The following is a 13,658-nucleotide window of genomic DNA, read 5'->3' on the forward strand; positions in this document are numbered from 1 at the left end:
CCGGCGCTACCATTCTTTCACCGAAGGCGTGCGGACCAACGGTCCGCCTCCACCGGATCCAGTAGATCCACGCCATGCGTGGATGGGATGCCAGCAGAAGCAGTGCGGACCAAGGTCCGCACCGACCTGATGCGGCTTCCCAACAGATTCAGCGCGCCAACCCATCCAGTAGCGGCACACGCTGTGCCACGGCGCCGCCCACCTGCAGCTCGGCGTCGCCGGCCTCCAGCGGCAGCACCGCCAGCGCCAGGTCACCGGCCACGCTGGCGATCGTGCCCAGCGCCGCGCTGTCCTGCTGCACGCCATCGCCGGCCTGCGCCGGTGCGGCGGTATGCAGCAGCTGCACCGCGCGCTTGGCCTTGCCGAGGAAGTGGGTGCGGGCAACGATTTCCTGGCCCGGGTAGCAGCCCTTCTTCACGCTGTAGCCGTTCAGGCGGTCCAGGCCCAGCTGCTGCGGGGTCCACACTTCGCGCTGGCTTTCATCCAGCCGCGGAAGGCCGTAGCGCAGGTCGGCCTGGCGCCAGGCCAGGGCAAAAGCGGCCTCATCGGTTTCGCTGCCGGCTGCAAAGGCGTCGGTGGCGCCAATGCGCAGGGTGCGCGGCAGTGCGTCGCTGCCCAGGTCCAGTTCCCAGCCATCACCGGCAGCGTGCGCAATCGCCGCGCCGCTGGCGGCTTCGGGCGCGGTGAAGGCACCCGCCACGGCCAGATCGTCGCGCACCTGCACCTTCACCTTGCGGCGGAACACGAAGCGCTGCAGTTGCGACGCAATCGCATCGGCATCGCCGTCGGCCAGCACCAGCAGCACGTGGTCCTCGGCCAGCCGCAGCAGCTGGAACACCGCCAGGGTGCGGCCCTTGGCGCTCAGCCAGGCACTCCACTGCCAATGAAGCAGGGGCAGGGCAGTCACGTCGCTGCTGAACTGGGCGTGGGCGAAAACGGCCGCATCCGCACCCTGCAGGCTCAGCAGCTGGTGGCCGGGCAGGCGCGGATATCCGACGAAAGCAGGGGGCAGGTTGTCAGGCACGTGAACGAGGTCTAAAATTTGTGCGTTGCGAGACCGAACATGATAGGCCAAACAACCCCCACTCCCGACGACGAATCTGAAGCCCCGCTGGTCCCCGCGGCACCCGTGCCCGTGGAACAGGAAAAAGCAGAGGAATTCGGCGGCCGCGGCGGACTTGATCCGGTGCGGTATGGCGATTGGGAGAAAAACGGACGCTGCATCGATTTCTGATCAGCATTGAGCCAACGCGGCCGTGTGCCGCCCAGCCGAGACAACGAGCCCAGCGAATGGCGACCAGACAACGCCCACTTTCCCCGCACCTTCAGGTGTATCGCTGGCAGATTCAGATGGCCACCTCGATCCTGCATCGAGCCACTGGCGTCTTTCTGTCTGTTGGTGCCCTCATCATCGCCGCCGGCCTGCTGGCCCTGATGATGGGGCCCGAGTCCTGGAACTGCTTCACCGGCCATGCCGGGGCCTGGTATGGCCGCGTGTTCCTGTTCGCGTGGACATGGTCGTTCGCCTATCACCTGTGCAATGGCATCCGCCACATCGTGCAGGACTTCGCCATCGGCTTCCGCATCGCGACGTTCATCCGCAGCAGCTGGATGTCGGTCATCGGCAGCCTGGCGATCACCCTGGCCGTGTGGGCCTATGTGATGTTCGGAGGTGCCGCATGAGCAAGTTCCGTACCCCGCTGAAGAGCGTGCGTGGCCTGGGTTCGGCCAAGACCGGCACCGAGCACTTCGTGCATCAGCGCCTGACCGCTGCCGCGCTGGTGGTGCTGGGCATCTGGTTCCTGGTGTTCGTGCTGGGCCTGCTGGGCTCGGATTACGCGACCGCCACCGCCGCGATCGCCAAGCCGTGGAACGCGGTGCCGCTGATCGGCCTGCTGATCGCCATGTTCTGGCACGCGCAGCTCGGCCTGCAGGTCGTGCTGGAAGACTACATCCACGAATCGCTGCTGGCCCTGGTGCTGCAGACCGCGGTGAAGTTCGTCGCCGTGCTCGGCATGATCGTCAGTGTGTTTGCGGTGGGCCGCATCGCCCTCGGCGTTGCCTGAGCCCAGGCGCCAAGACAGGAATCCAGACTAGATGTCCGCTTACAAGATTACCGAACACAAGTACGACATGGTCGTGGTCGGCGCCGGCGGCGCCGGGCTGCGCGCCACGTTCGGCCTTGCCGCCAAGGGCCTGCAGACCGTGTGCCTGACCAAGGTCTTCCCGACCCGCTCGCACACCGTTGCCGCCCAGGGCGGTATCTCGGCCGCACTCGCCAACATGGGCGAGGACGACTGGCGTTACCACTTCTTCGACACCATCAAGGGTTCGGACTGGCTGGGCGACCAGGACGCCATCGAATACATGTGCCGTGAGGCCATTCCGGCCATCATCGAGCTCGAACACTACGGCGTGCCGTTCTCGCGTACCGCCGAAGGCAAGATCTACCAGCGCCCGTTCGGCGGCATGACCACCAAGTACGGCGAAGGCCCGGCGGCGCAGCGTACCTGCGCGGCGGCCGACCGTACCGGTCACGCGATGCTGCACACCCTGTACCAGCAGTCGCTCAAGCACGATGCGCGCTTCATGATCGAGTACTTCGCACTCGACCTGATCTTCGATGACGAAGGCGCCTGCCGCGGCGTGCTGGCGCTGGACATGTCCGATGGCACCCTGCACCTGTTCCGCGCCCAGGGCGTGGTGCTGGCCACCGGTGGTTACGGGCGTGCCTACTTCAGCGCCACCTCGGCGCACACCTGCACCGGTGACGGTGGCGGCCTGGCCATGCGTGCCGGCCTGGCCATGCAGGACATGGAGTTCGTGCAGTTCCACCCGACCGGCATCTACGGCGCCGGCTGCCTGATCACCGAGGGTGTCCGCGGTGAAGGCGGCATCCTGCGCAACAGCAGCGGCGAGCGCTTCATGGAGCGCTACGCGCCGCACTACAAGGACCTGGCCTCGCGCGACGTGGTCAGCCGTTCGATGACCATCGAGATCCGCGAAGGCCGCGGCGTCGGCGAGCACAAGGATCACATCCTGCTCGACCTGACCCACCTCGGCCCGGGCGTGATCGACGACAAGCTGCCGGGCATCGCCGAGAGCGCCCGCATCTTCGCTGGCGTCGATGTGCACAAGCAGCCGATTCCGGTCATTCCGACCGTGCACTACAACATGGGCGGCATCCCGACCAACTACCACGGTGAAGTGGTGCAGCGGGTCGGCGACAACGACAATGCCGTGGTGCCGGGCCTGTACGCCATCGGCGAAGCGGCCTGCGTGTCCGTGCATGGCGCCAACCGCCTGGGCTCGAATTCGCTGCTGGACCTGGTGGTGTTCGGTCGCGCGGTGGCCAACCGCTGCGCCGAGACCATCAAGCCGGGCGCGGCGCACAAGCCGCTGCCGGCCGATGCCTGCGACAAGGCGCTGGGCCTGCTGGACAAGCTGCGCCACGCCAACGGCGATACCCCGACCTCGGTCATCCGCGATCGCATGCAGCGCACCATGCAGGCCGACGCCGCCGTCTTCCGCACCAGCCAGACGCTGAAGGAAGGCTGCGAAAAGATGGACAAGATCTTCGATTCGTTCCAGGACGTGAAGGTCTCCGACCGTTCGCTGGTCTGGAACTCGGACCTGATCGAGACCTACGAGCTGAACAACCTGCTGCTCAACGCGGTGGCGACGATCAACTCGGCCGAACAGCGCAAGGAAAGCCGCGGCGCGCATGCGCACGAGGATTATCCGGACCGCGACGACGTCAACTGGCAGAAGCACACCCTGGTCAGCGTCGACGAGAAGGGCAAGTGCAGCTTCGACTACCGTCCGGTGCACATGTACACGTTGACCGACGACGTGTCCGTGGTGCCGCCGAAGCCGCGCGTGTACTGATCCGCCCCCGCCTACCATGCAATCCGCGCCCGAGGGCGCGGGCCGCCTGAGCCAACGAGAGCAGCCATGGCCGAGTTTTCACTCCCCAAGAATTCCAAGATCACGAAGGGCAAGCACTTCCCCGTCAAGAACGGCGGCAAGAACGTGCGCACCTTCAAGATCTACCGCTGGAGTCCGGACGACGACAGCAACCCGCGCACCGATACCTATGAAGTCGATCTGGACGCCTGTGGCCCGATGGTCCTGGACGCCCTGATCAAGATCAAGAACGAGATCGACCCGACCCTGACCTTCCGCCGCTCCTGCCGCGAAGGTATCTGTGGTTCGTGCGCGATGAACATCGACGGCACCAACACTCTGGCCTGCACCCGAGCCATCTCGGACTGCGGCAAGAAGGAAGTGCCGATCTACCCGCTGCCGCACATGAACGTGGTGAAGGATCTGGTTCCGGACCTGACCCACTTCTACGCGCAGTACGCTTCGATCAAGCCGTGGATCCGCACCCAGACCCCGGCGCCGCCGGACCGTGAACGCCTGCAGTCGCCGGAAGACCGCAAGAAGCTTGACGGCCTGTACGAGTGCATCCTGTGCGCCTGCTGCTCGACCAGCTGCCCGAGCTACTGGTGGAACGGTGAGCGTTACCTCGGCCCGGCGATCCTGCTGCAGGCCTATCGCTGGATCATCGACTCGCGCGATGAGGACACCGGTGCGCGCCTGGACGATCTGGAAGATCCGTTCAAGCTGTACCGCTGCCACACCATCATGAACTGCGCCCGGACCTGCCCGAAGGGCCTGAACCCGGCGCTGGCGATCGCCGAGATCAAGAAGCTGATGATGGAACGCCGCGCCTGATCCACCCGCATGCGACCGCCTCGCTGGCGGTCGTGCGCTACCCGGTAGAGCCACGCCATGCGTGGCTTCGCCGTATCTGGGAGCATGAAATGGAAGAAGACGTCCTGTTGAAGAAGCTGCGCTGGCGCTGCCGCCGCGGCATGCGTGAGCTGGACCAGCTGTTCGGCCGTTACCTCGACCACGAATGGAGCACTGCGCCGACCGAAGAGCGCGAGGTTTTCCTGTTCCTGCTCGACTGCGAGGACGATAAGTTGTGGCGCTGGTTCATGGGCTATGAGGCCTGCCCGCATGCGCACGCAATCCCCCTCATGCAGAAGATCCTCGCCCTCAAGCCTTGAGTGGCGGCCCTCACGGCTGCAGGCCGCCGCGCAGCTGGCGGTGCTGCTGGCCGCACCCTGGCTGCTGCGCGCATCGGACCTGCCGCCGCGCCTGCTGATGCCCACGGTGCTGCTGGCCTGGGCCGTCGGCGTGATCGAACTGGTCTGGCGCCAGCGCAGGCCACGTGTGCAGGTGCTTCTGCCGGCGTCACCCGAGCCGTTGCAGGTGGCCGGGCAGGACGCCGATGCACCCCAGCTGGTCGTGCGTGGCCCATGGCTGCTGTTGCTCTGGCGTGAGGATCGGCGCCGCCGGCGCCTGCTGTTCTGGCCCGATGTGCTCGATTCCGGGCAGCGACGTGAACTGCGACTGGCCGTGGCCGCACGTGGCGTTTCCCGTAGGCCCCGGTCGATGGCACCATAAGCTGAATTGACCGGCGTGCCTGCATGTTCAAACCCATTCCCGTGGCCATTGGCCTGCGCTACCTGCGCGCCAAGCGCCGCAACGGCTTCATCTCCTTCATCTCGATGGCATCGATCCTGGGCATCGCGCTCGGCGTCACGGTGCTGATCACCACCCTGGCGGTGATGAGCGGTTTCCAGAAGGAAATCCGCAGCCGCCTGCTGCAGATGACCGCGCACACCACCATCAGCCGCGACGGCGAGCCGATGCCGGACTGGATGCGGGTGGTCGACGTGGCCAACAAGGATCCGCGCGTGGCCGGTGCCGCGCCGTACATCGAGATCCAGTCGATGATCAGCGGCCCGCGCGTGCAGGGCGCGATCATCCAGGGCATCGATCCGGCGCTGGAGCCGAAGGTGTCGGTGATCGACAAGAAGATCACCAAGGGCAGCTACGACAGCCTCAAGCCGGGCAGCTTCAACGTGCTGCTGGGCAAGGAGCTGGCGATCTGGCTGGGCGTGGACGTCGGCGACCAGGTGCTGGTGACCTTTGCCGAAGTGCAGGGCACGCCTGCCGGCGCGGTGCCGCGGATGAAGCGCTTCACCGTCAGTGGCATCTTCGAGGCCGGTTACAACGAAGTCGACCGTGGCGTCGGCTTCGCCAACATGCAGGACCTTGAGCGCGTACTGCGCAGCGACGGCGCCACCGGCGTGCGCCTGAAACTGCACGACATGGACCGCTCGCTGGAAGTGGGCGTGGACCTGGCGCAGAACCTGGGTGGTGCCTATCGCGTGAGTGACTGGACCCAGCAGAATGCCAACCTCTACCACTCGCTGCGCATGGAGAAGGTGGTAATGGGCATCCTGCTGTCGCTGATCATCGCCATGGGCGCCTTCAACCTGGTGTCCTCGCAGGTGATGCTGGTGACCGACAAGCAGGCCGACATCGCCATCCTGCGCACGCTGGGCCTGACCCCGGGCGGGGTGATGCAGGTGTTCATGGTGCAGGGCTCGCTGATCGGCATCTTCGGCACGCTGGCCGGCCTGGTCGGTGGCATCACCCTCACGCTCAACCTGGAGCGCATCCTTGGCGCCATCGAGAGCGTGTTCAACGTCAAGCTGATGCCGGAGGATGTCTACTACATCACCGGCCTGCCGACCGACATGCAGACCGGCGACGTGGTGGCGATCACCGTGGTGGCGCTGCTGATGAGCTTCCTGGCCACGCTGTACCCCGCCTGGCGGGCAGCACGCACCCAGCCGGCGGAGGCCCTGCGTTATGAATAAGGTCTTCAACCGCGGCGATGAAGTGATCCGCGCCGAAGCACTGGGCAAGACCTACGCCGAAGGGCGCATGCAGACCCCGGTGTTCGATGGCCTGGATCTGACCGTGACCGCCGGCGAAACGGTGGCGATCATCGGTGCCTCCGGCGCCGGCAAGAGCACGCTGCTGCACCTGCTGGGTGGCCTGGACATTCCGACCGCCGGCGAGGTCTATGTGACCGGCCAACGCATGTCGGCGCTGTCGGATACCGCGCGCGGCCTGCTGCGCAACCAGGCGCTGGGCTTCGTCTACCAGTTCCACCACCTGCTGCCTGAGTTCACCGCGCTGGAAAACGTGATGATGCCGGTGCTGCTGGCCGGCACGGCCGTGGCCGAGGCGAGCAGCCGCGCCACCACGCTGCTGGAAGCGGTCGGCCTGGGCCATCGCCTGGACCACAAGCCCGGCGAACTGTCCGGCGGCGAACGCCAGCGTGCCGCAGTGGCGCGAGCACTGGTCAATCATCCGGCCTGCGTGCTTGGCGACGAGCCGACCGGCAACCTGGATGACCGCACGGCTGCAACAGTGTTCGAGCTGATGCTGGAACTGAATCGTGCGCGTCACACCAGCCTGGTGCTGGTCACCCATGACCGCAGCCTTGCGCGTCGCCTGGACCGGGTGCTGGAGCTGCGCGAAGGGCGCCTGCACGCATTGGCCCACGCTGACGTCTGAGGCGCTTGGCCCGCTCCGGTCGAAGCCGACCTTGGTCGGCCGCCGACCGGCGCCTGAATGGGGCTGCCGGTCGTCGCGCCGACGTTGCCAGGCCAGGCGCATGATGGCGACAGTTCCCCGAGGAGATCGCCATGAAGACCCCGCTTCTGCTGGCCGGCCTCTGTCTGGCCCTGGCCGCCTGTGCCACCACCGGTCGGATCAGCAGCACAGAAAAACTGGCCCTGTACCGCGCCCATGCGGGCGCACCACAGAACGACATGCAGTTCTTCGGCAGCCTCAATGGTTGGACCGAACTGGGTGACAGCGCGCTGGCGGTGTGGACCCGGCCCAGCGAGGCTTATCTGCTGGAGTTGAGAGGCCCCTGCCAGGACCTGCCGTATGCCACTGCAATCGGCCTGACCAGCCAGATGGGCCGCGTGTCGTCGCGCTTCGACAAGGTGCTGGTGCGTGACCCCACCGGCGGACCACGCATGCCGTGCTTCATCGACAGCATCCGCAAGCTGGACGTGAAGGCACTGCGTACCTCCGAGCAGGAACTGCGCCAGGCGCAGGTGCAGGAGCGCGAGGAAAGCACGAAATAGCGTGGTAATGCCGGCCGCTGGCCGGCATCGCGCAGATGCCAGGTTGCCGGCCAGCGGCCGGCACTACCTGTGTGTCAGGCTTCCGGGGTGAAGCCGGCCGGCTTTTCCGCGTCCTTCTCGAACAGGAACTTGACCAGTTCGCCCTCAAGGAACGCACGATGCTCCGGCGTGCGCGGCGACAGGCGGTTTTCGTTGATCAGCATGGTCTGGTGCGCCAGCCATGCGGCCCAGGCCTGCTTGCCGATGTTGTTGAAGATGCGCTGGCCCAGCTCGCCGGGGTAGGGCACGAAGTCCAGGCCCTCGGCATCGCGTTGTTCGTACTGGCAGAAGACGGTTCGGGGCATGGCACTCACTCGTGGTTGCGGGGTTTCTTGGAGGCTCGTTTCGGCGCCTTGATCGCGGCGCCGTCGAGCAGCTTGCGGATCGGCGCCGGAAGGCCCAGCGCGGGCAGTTCGTCGGCAGCCACCCAGCGCAGCGTGGGTTCTTCCACGCGCAGGCCATGTACCTGCCGCGACAATACCTGCAGATGCAGCTTGTAGTGGCTGAAGGTGTGCTGCAGCACTGGCAGTTCGTCTGCATCTTCCAGCGAGCCGTCGACGTGCGTGTCGAACCAGTCCTGCAGGTCACTGCCCGCTTCGGCCTGCGGCAGGGTCCACAGCTGCGCCCAGATGCCGGTGTCCGGCCGCTTCTGCAGCAGCACACGCTGTTGGGCGTCACGCAGCAGCAGGGCGACCGCTTCGCGCTCGGGCAGGGTCTTGCTGGGCTTGGGCGTGGGCAGTTCAGCGGTGCGGCCTTCGCGGCGCGCCACGCACTCGTCCTGCAGCGGGCAGATCACGCAGGCGGGTTTTGCACGGCTGCACACCGTCGCACCCAGGTCCATCTGTGCCTGGGTGTAGTCGGCCATGCGCCCCGCCGGTACCTGCGCCACGTGCGCCTCGGCGATGGCCCACAGCTGCTTCTCGATGGCCGGCAGGCCGGGGAAGCCGTCGATGCCGTGGTAACGGCTGAGCACGCGCTTGACGTTGCCATCGAGGATCGCGAACGGGTCGCTCCAGGCCTGGCTGAGGATCGCTCCGGCGGTGCTGCGGCCGATGCCGGGCAGGGCATGCAGCGCGTCGAAGTCACGTGGAAGGTCGCCGCCATGCAGTTCGACACAGCGCTTGGCTGCCGCGTGCAGGTTGCGCGCGCGCGCGTAGTAGCCGAGCCCGGCCCACTGCGCCATCACCGCGTCGTTGCTGGCGGCGCCAAGGTCGGGCAGGGTTGGGAAGTGCTGCAGGAACCGCTGGAAATACGGTATGACCGTGGCCACCTGGGTCTGCTGCAGCATGATCTCCGACAGCCAGACCCGGTAGGGGCTGCGCGGATGCTGCCAGGGCAGATCGTGGCGGCCGTGGTCATCGAACCAGCGCAGCAGGCGGGCGACGAAGCCGTCTTGCTGGGCAGTCTTGGCGCTGGCGTGCGGCTGGCGGGGCATCGGTGTTCCAGAGAGGCAGCCACCCGTGGGGTGGCTCTACCGGATTGCAGTAGAGCCACGCCATGCGTGGCTGCACGGTGTATCAGGCACCCAGCGCTTCGGGCAGCAGGGCGTCGACGAAGGCTTCCGGGTCGAACACGCGCAGGTCTTCCGGGCGCTCGCCGATGCCGGCAAAGCGGATCGGAATGCCGAACTCGCGGGCCAGTGCGAACACCACGCCGCCCTTGGCGGTGCCGTCCAGCTTGGTCACCACCAGGCCGGTCACGTTCACCGCAGCATTGAACTGGCGCAGCTGCGACAGCGCGTTCTGGCCGGTGGTGCCGTCGATCACCATCAGCACCTCATGCGGCGCGGTGGGGTCGATCTTGCCCAGCACGCGGCGGATCTTGCCCAGCTCGTTCATCAGGCCGGACTGGGTGTGCAGGCGGCCGGCGGTATCGGCGATCAGCACCGAGGTGCCACGGGCCTTGCCGGCCTGCAGCGCGTCGAACGCCACCGAAGCGGCATCGGCGTTCTGCCCCTGGGCGACCACGGCCACGCCGTTGCGCTCGCCCCAGGCCTGCAGCTGCGCCACGGCGGCGGCGCGGAAGGTGTCACCGGCGGCCAGCATCAGGCTGTGGCCATCGTCCTTGAAGCGCTTGGCCAGCTTGCCGATGGTGGTGGTCTTGCCGACACCATTGACGCCGACGGTGAGCACCACGAAGGGCTTGGCATTACGGTCGATCACCAGCGGCTTGGCGACCGGCTGCAGGATTGCGATCAGCTCGGCGCGCAGCGCGGCCAGCAGCGCATTGGCGTCGGCGAACTCGCGCGACTTCATGCGCTTGCGCAGGCCTTCGACCAGGTCGGTGGTGGCGCCCACGCCGACATCGGCGGTGATCAGTGCGGTTTCCAGCTCGTCCAGCAGGTCGTCGTCGAGCTTGGGGTTGCGCGAGAACAGGCCGCCGAAGCTGCGCGCGATGACACTGTTGCGCAGGCGTTCGCGCCAGCCGGGCTTGCCGGCCGGAGCCGGAATGGCGTCGACCGAAGCAGCGGCTGGCAGGTCGTCGGCCACTGGTGCCGGGGTGGACTCAGGCGCCGGTGCCGGTGCCGGTTCGATGGCCGCGAGTGCGATGGGAGCGACGTCGATCGGCGCCGTCGGCACCGGAGCTGCCGGAACCGGTGCGGCTGGAGCCGGAATCACCGGAGTAGGCTCGACAGCGACCGGAACGACGGCTGCAGGGGGCGGCTCGACCGGTGCAGGCTCGGTCGGTATTGCTACCGGCGCTGGTTCCTTGTCCTCGACCGGCGCGGCCGACGGGAATGCCGCCGCCAGCTCTTCAGCCGAGTAGTGCTGGGTCTTGGGTGCCTCCGCTGCGGGGGCATCCTGGGGCTTCTTGCGGCGGAAAAAACTGAGCATTGGCAAAAGGCGCTGAAATCAGAGGGATATGCTACCACTCGGGCCTGTCCGGCCGATGTGGACTCAAGGTCGCGGCCCACCGGCCGTTAACCGGTCCGGAGGGCTGCGCAGGGCGGCCCGGAGACCACCATGGACAACGTCATGAACACTGCACTCAGCGGCATGCGCGCGGCCCAGCAGGGCGTTCAGGTGTCCGCGCACAACGTTGCCAACCTCGCGACTCCCGATGCCGAGCGCTTGCAGTTGCAGCGCAATACCACCGAGCAGGGTGGGGTGCAGGCTTTGGTGACGTCCACCGGCGCCGATGCCGGCGCGCCGCTGGGTGATCTTCTGGCCGCGAAAGCCGAGGTAGTGGCCTTTGCTGCCAATGCTGCGGTGATCCGCCGCCAGGACCAGATGCTGGGTTCGCTGCTGGATCGGGAAGCCTGAGCCGCCCGGCTCGGCAGGTGCCAACCTTGGTTGGCCCCCCGACGCCCTGGTAGGTGCCAACCTTGGTTGGCACGCTTTTCGGGCGCCAACCAAGGTTGGCATCTACCAGGGCAGCGCCGGGCCATGCCCGGCGACCATCCCGTCGATCAGGCCGACAGCTCCAGCAGCAGCTTGTTCAGGCGCGCCACGTAGGCGCCCGGGTCCTTCAGGCTGTCACCGGCGGCTAGTGCGGCCTGGTCGAACAGCACGCGGCCCAGATCGTCGAAGCGCGCGCCATCGGCCTCGGCATCCAGCTTGGCGATCAGCGGGTGGCCCGGATTGATCTCCAGCACCGGCTTGCTGTCCGGTACCTTCTGCCCGCTGGCTTCCAGGATCTGGCGCATCTGCAGGCCCAGGTCCTGCTCTCCGATGGCCAGCACCGCCGGTGAATCGGTCAGGCGGTGCGACACGCGAACTTCGGCCACGTCATCGCCCAGCACCGTCTTCAGTCGCTCGACCAGGCCTTGCTTGTCCTTGGCTGCTGCTTCCTGTTCCTGCTTGTCGGCCTCGCTTTCCAGCGCGCCCAGGTCGAGGTCGCCACGGGCGATGTCGACGAAGCCCTTGCCATCGAAATCGGTCAGGTAGCCCATCAGCCACTCATCGATGCGGTCGGTCAGCAGCAGCACTTCCACGCCCTTCTTGCGGAACACTTCCAGGTGCGGGCTGTTGCGTACCTGGCTGTAGCTCTCGCCGGTCAGGTAATAGATCTTGTCCTGGCCTTCGGCCATGCGGCCGAGGTAATCGGCCAGCGACACGCTCTGCGCATCGGCCTCGCCACGGGTGGAGGCGAAGCGCAGCAGGCCGGCCACCTTCTCGCGGTTGTTGTAGTCCTCGGCCGGGCCTTCCTTCAGCACCTGGCCGAATTCCTTCCAGAACGTGGCGTACTGCTCCGGCTTGTCGGCGGCCAGCTTCTCCAGCATGTCCAGCGAGCGCTTGGTCAGCGCCGCCTTCATCGAATCGATGACCGGGCCGGACTGCAGGATCTCGCGCGAGACGTTCAGCGAAAGGTCGTTGGAATCGACCACGCCCTTGATGAAGCGCAGGTACAGCGGCAGGAACTGCTCGGCCTGGTCCATCACGAAAACGCGCTGCACGTACAGCTTCAGGCCCTTGGGCGCATCGCGGTGGTACAGGTCGAACGGCGCGCGGCCGGGCACGTACAGCAGCGAGGTGTACTCCAGCTTGCCCTCGACCTTGTTGTGGCTCCACGCCAGCGGGTCGCTGTGATCGTGTGCGACGTGCTTGTAGAACTCGGTGTACTCGGCGTCGCTGATCTCGGTACGTGGGCGGGTCCACAGCGCGCTGGCGCGGTTGACGGTCTCCCACTCGACGGCGGCGCCTTCTTCGCCTTCCTTCGGCATCTGGATCGGCAGGCCGATGTGGTCCGAGTACTTCTTGAGGATGCTGCGCAGGCGCCAGCCATCGGCGAAGTCGTGTTCGCCGTCCTTCAGGTGCAGCACGATGCGGGTACCGCGCTCGGCCTTGTCGATGGTGGCGACGTCGAAATCGCCTTCGCCGCGCGAGGTCCAGCGCACGGCTTCGCCTGCAGCCAGGCCGGCGCGGCGCGAGGTCACTTCCACCTCGTCGGCGACGATGAAGGCGCTGTAGAAGCCGACGCCGAACTGGCCGATCAGCTGCGAATCCTTCTTCTGGTCGCCGGACAGCTGGCGCAGGAAATCGCCGGTGCCGGACTTGGCAATCGTGCCGAGATGGGCGATGGCTTCGGCGCGGCTCATGCCGATGCCGTTGTCTTCGATGGTGATGGTGTGCGCGGTGGAGTCGAAGCTGACGCGCACGCGCAGCTCGCTGTCACCTTCCAGCAGGGCCGGCTGGGTCAGTGCCTCGAAGCGCAGCTTGTCGGCGGCGTCGGCAGCGTTGGAGACCAGCTCGCGGAGGAAGATCTCCTTGTTGGAGTACAGCGAGTGGATCATCAGCTGCAGCAGCTGCTTGACTTCGGTCTGGAAGCCAAGGGTTTCGGTCTGGGTGGTCTCGGTCATCGATAAGGCTCCGTGTGCAATGCCGCGCCAGCGCGTGCGGCCTCGCCAAGGGGTATGGCTGATTGTCCCGAAATCAAGGGGTTGGTATGGCAGGGCTGCGCCCTGCACCCGCCGAGGCCGAAGCAACAGCAACAGCAACAGCGGGCATTCCGTGGGATGGCGGGGCGGTGTGGGTTGGCAGGACACGCCGTAAACCCCCCTCCGGGGCCCGGCCCAGCCGCTGGCGGCTGTGCGTTCGGGCGCTTGCGAAGCAGTGCTTCGCAAGCAAAGCGCCCTCACCCATGGGGGCT

16 protein-coding genes are annotated in these 13,658 nt (G+C 66.7%); 11 read left to right on the forward strand and 5 right to left on the reverse strand.

All coding sequences use genetic code 11. From position 1 onward, the window contains the following. Positions 1 to 148 precede the first annotated feature (148 nt). On the reverse strand, positions 149 to 1,024 hold the full coding sequence (gene ygfZ / locus D7T59_RS20630) for a CAF17-like 4Fe-4S cluster assembly/insertion protein YgfZ (protein ID WP_180853464.1): 876 nt from the start codon (positions 1,022 to 1,024) through the stop codon (positions 149 to 151). A gap of 39 nt (positions 1,025 to 1,063) precedes the next feature. On the opposite strand from ygfZ, the gene D7T59_RS20635 reads away from it, so the two are divergent. From D7T59_RS20635 to D7T59_RS20680, 10 genes are all read left to right on the forward strand, one after another. Continuing rightward, positions 1,064 to 1,234, forward strand: coding sequence for a DUF1674 domain-containing protein (locus D7T59_RS20635; protein ID WP_005409075.1), 171 nt, complete (start codon positions 1,064 to 1,066; stop codon positions 1,232 to 1,234). Between the two features lie 56 nt (positions 1,235 to 1,290). Continuing rightward, complete coding sequence (gene sdhC / locus D7T59_RS20640) at positions 1,291 to 1,683, forward strand: succinate dehydrogenase, cytochrome b556 subunit (RefSeq protein WP_099554228.1); 393 nt, start codon at positions 1,291 to 1,293, stop codon at positions 1,681 to 1,683. Next, positions 1,680 to 2,066 (forward strand): succinate dehydrogenase, hydrophobic membrane anchor protein, encoded by a 387-nt coding sequence (gene sdhD, locus D7T59_RS20645; protein WP_099554226.1) that lies wholly within the window; start codon positions 1,680 to 1,682, stop codon positions 2,064 to 2,066. Before sdhC ends, sdhD begins: the two co-directional genes overlap by 4 nt. Positions 2,067 to 2,097: 31 nt before the next feature. Then, positions 2,098 to 3,888, forward strand: a complete 1,791-nt coding sequence (sdhA, locus tag D7T59_RS20650; RefSeq protein WP_164139248.1) for a succinate dehydrogenase flavoprotein subunit — start codon at positions 2,098 to 2,100, stop codon at positions 3,886 to 3,888. 66 nt (positions 3,889 to 3,954) lie between these two features. Further along, positions 3,955 to 4,740: a succinate dehydrogenase iron-sulfur subunit gene (locus D7T59_RS20655; protein WP_005409079.1), complete on the forward strand. Its 786-nt coding sequence runs from the start codon at positions 3,955 to 3,957 to the stop codon at positions 4,738 to 4,740. A gap of 89 nt (positions 4,741 to 4,829) precedes the next feature. After that, positions 4,830 to 5,078, forward strand: a complete 249-nt coding sequence (locus D7T59_RS20660) for an FAD assembly factor SdhE (RefSeq protein WP_005409080.1) — start codon at positions 4,830 to 4,832, stop codon at positions 5,076 to 5,078. After that, on the forward strand, positions 5,029 to 5,478 hold the full coding sequence (locus D7T59_RS20665) for a hypothetical protein (protein WP_180853465.1): 450 nt from the start codon (positions 5,029 to 5,031) through the stop codon (positions 5,476 to 5,478). Before D7T59_RS20660 ends, D7T59_RS20665 begins: the two co-directional genes overlap by 50 nt. A gap of 23 nt (positions 5,479 to 5,501) precedes the next feature. After that, a complete protein-coding gene (locus D7T59_RS20670; protein ID WP_164139244.1) occupies positions 5,502 to 6,743 on the forward strand; it encodes a lipoprotein-releasing ABC transporter permease subunit in 1,242 nt (413 codons plus the stop codon). Continuing rightward, positions 6,736 to 7,449 carry a lipoprotein-releasing ABC transporter ATP-binding protein LolD gene (lolD, locus tag D7T59_RS20675; protein WP_005409083.1) on the forward strand — a complete coding sequence of 238 codons (714 nt, stop codon included), beginning with the start codon at positions 6,736 to 6,738 and terminating at the stop codon, positions 7,447 to 7,449. The genes D7T59_RS20670 and lolD overlap by 8 nt, the downstream gene beginning before the upstream one ends. A 131-nt stretch (positions 7,450 to 7,580) precedes the next feature. Next, on the forward strand, positions 7,581 to 8,030 hold the full coding sequence (locus D7T59_RS20680; RefSeq protein WP_164139242.1) for a DUF6491 family protein: 450 nt from the start codon (positions 7,581 to 7,583) through the stop codon (positions 8,028 to 8,030). A gap of 74 nt (positions 8,031 to 8,104) precedes the next feature. On the opposite strand, the gene D7T59_RS20685 is transcribed toward D7T59_RS20680, so the two are convergent. From D7T59_RS20685 to ftsY, 3 genes are all read right to left on the reverse strand, one after another. Continuing rightward, positions 8,105 to 8,374, reverse strand: a complete 270-nt coding sequence (locus D7T59_RS20685) for an oxidative damage protection protein (RefSeq protein WP_014036808.1) — start codon at positions 8,372 to 8,374, stop codon at positions 8,105 to 8,107. Between the two features lie 5 nt (positions 8,375 to 8,379). Then, entirely contained in the window at positions 8,380 to 9,504 is a 1,125-nt protein-coding gene (mutY, locus tag D7T59_RS20690; RefSeq protein WP_180853466.1) for an A/G-specific adenine glycosylase, read from the reverse strand. 82 nt (positions 9,505 to 9,586) lie between these two features. Further along, positions 9,587 to 10,903, reverse strand: coding sequence for a signal recognition particle-docking protein FtsY (gene ftsY / locus D7T59_RS20695; protein WP_180853467.1), 1,317 nt, complete (start codon positions 10,901 to 10,903; stop codon positions 9,587 to 9,589). A gap of 129 nt (positions 10,904 to 11,032) precedes the next feature. Here ftsY and D7T59_RS20700 point away from each other — a divergent pair, with 129 nt between their 5' ends. Further along, the gene (locus D7T59_RS20700) at positions 11,033 to 11,332 is read left to right on the forward strand and encodes a hypothetical protein (protein ID WP_180853468.1); all 300 of its coding nucleotides are present in this window, start codon (positions 11,033 to 11,035) and stop codon (positions 11,330 to 11,332) included. Between the two features lie 146 nt (positions 11,333 to 11,478). On the opposite strand, the gene htpG is transcribed toward D7T59_RS20700, so the two are convergent. Beyond that, positions 11,479 to 13,368 carry a molecular chaperone HtpG gene (gene htpG / locus D7T59_RS20705; RefSeq protein WP_180853469.1) on the reverse strand — a complete coding sequence of 630 codons (1,890 nt, stop codon included), beginning with the start codon at positions 13,366 to 13,368 and terminating at the stop codon, positions 11,479 to 11,481. Between the last annotated feature and the right edge of the window lie 290 nt (positions 13,369 to 13,658).

The organism is Stenotrophomonas maltophilia (assembly GCF_013464915.1).
GTDB classification, from domain to species: Bacteria; Pseudomonadota; Gammaproteobacteria; order Xanthomonadales; family Xanthomonadaceae; genus Stenotrophomonas; species Stenotrophomonas maltophilia_AT.

Bases quoted from the DNA above. Each gene is read 5' to 3' on its own strand.
- D7T59_RS20680 (WP_164139242.1), top strand. From the start codon at position 7,581: ATGAAGACCCCGCTTCTGCTGGCCGGCCTCTGTCTGGCCCTGGCCGCC.
- D7T59_RS20670 (WP_164139244.1), top strand. From the start codon at position 5,502: ATGTTCAAACCCATTCCCGTGGCCATTGGCCTGCGCTACCTGCGCGCC.
- D7T59_RS20660 (WP_005409080.1), top strand. From the start codon at position 4,830: ATGGAAGAAGACGTCCTGTTGAAGAAGCTGCGCTGGCGCTGCCGCCGC.
- htpG (WP_180853469.1), bottom strand. From the start codon at position 13,368: ATGACCGAGACCACCCAGACCGAAACCCTTGGCTTCCAGACCGAAGTC.
- lolD (WP_005409083.1), top strand. From the start codon at position 6,736: ATGAATAAGGTCTTCAACCGCGGCGATGAAGTGATCCGCGCCGAAGCA.
- D7T59_RS20635 (WP_005409075.1), top strand. From the start codon at position 1,064: ATGATAGGCCAAACAACCCCCACTCCCGACGACGAATCTGAAGCCCCG.
- D7T59_RS20685 (WP_014036808.1), bottom strand. From the start codon at position 8,374: ATGCCCCGAACCGTCTTCTGCCAGTACGAACAACGCGATGCCGAGGGC.
- sdhA (WP_164139248.1), top strand. From the start codon at position 2,098: ATGTCCGCTTACAAGATTACCGAACACAAGTACGACATGGTCGTGGTC.
- D7T59_RS20655 (WP_005409079.1), top strand. From the start codon at position 3,955: ATGGCCGAGTTTTCACTCCCCAAGAATTCCAAGATCACGAAGGGCAAG.
- D7T59_RS20665 (WP_180853465.1), top strand. From the start codon at position 5,029: ATGCGCACGCAATCCCCCTCATGCAGAAGATCCTCGCCCTCAAGCCTT.
- D7T59_RS20700 (WP_180853468.1), top strand. From the start codon at position 11,033: ATGGACAACGTCATGAACACTGCACTCAGCGGCATGCGCGCGGCCCAG.
- mutY (WP_180853466.1), bottom strand. From the start codon at position 9,504: ATGCCCCGCCAGCCGCACGCCAGCGCCAAGACTGCCCAGCAAGACGGC.
- sdhD (WP_099554226.1), top strand. From the start codon at position 1,680: ATGAGCAAGTTCCGTACCCCGCTGAAGAGCGTGCGTGGCCTGGGTTCG.
- sdhC (WP_099554228.1), top strand. From the start codon at position 1,291: ATGGCGACCAGACAACGCCCACTTTCCCCGCACCTTCAGGTGTATCGC.
- ftsY (WP_180853467.1), bottom strand. From the start codon at position 10,903: ATGCTCAGTTTTTTCCGCCGCAAGAAGCCCCAGGATGCCCCCGCAGCG.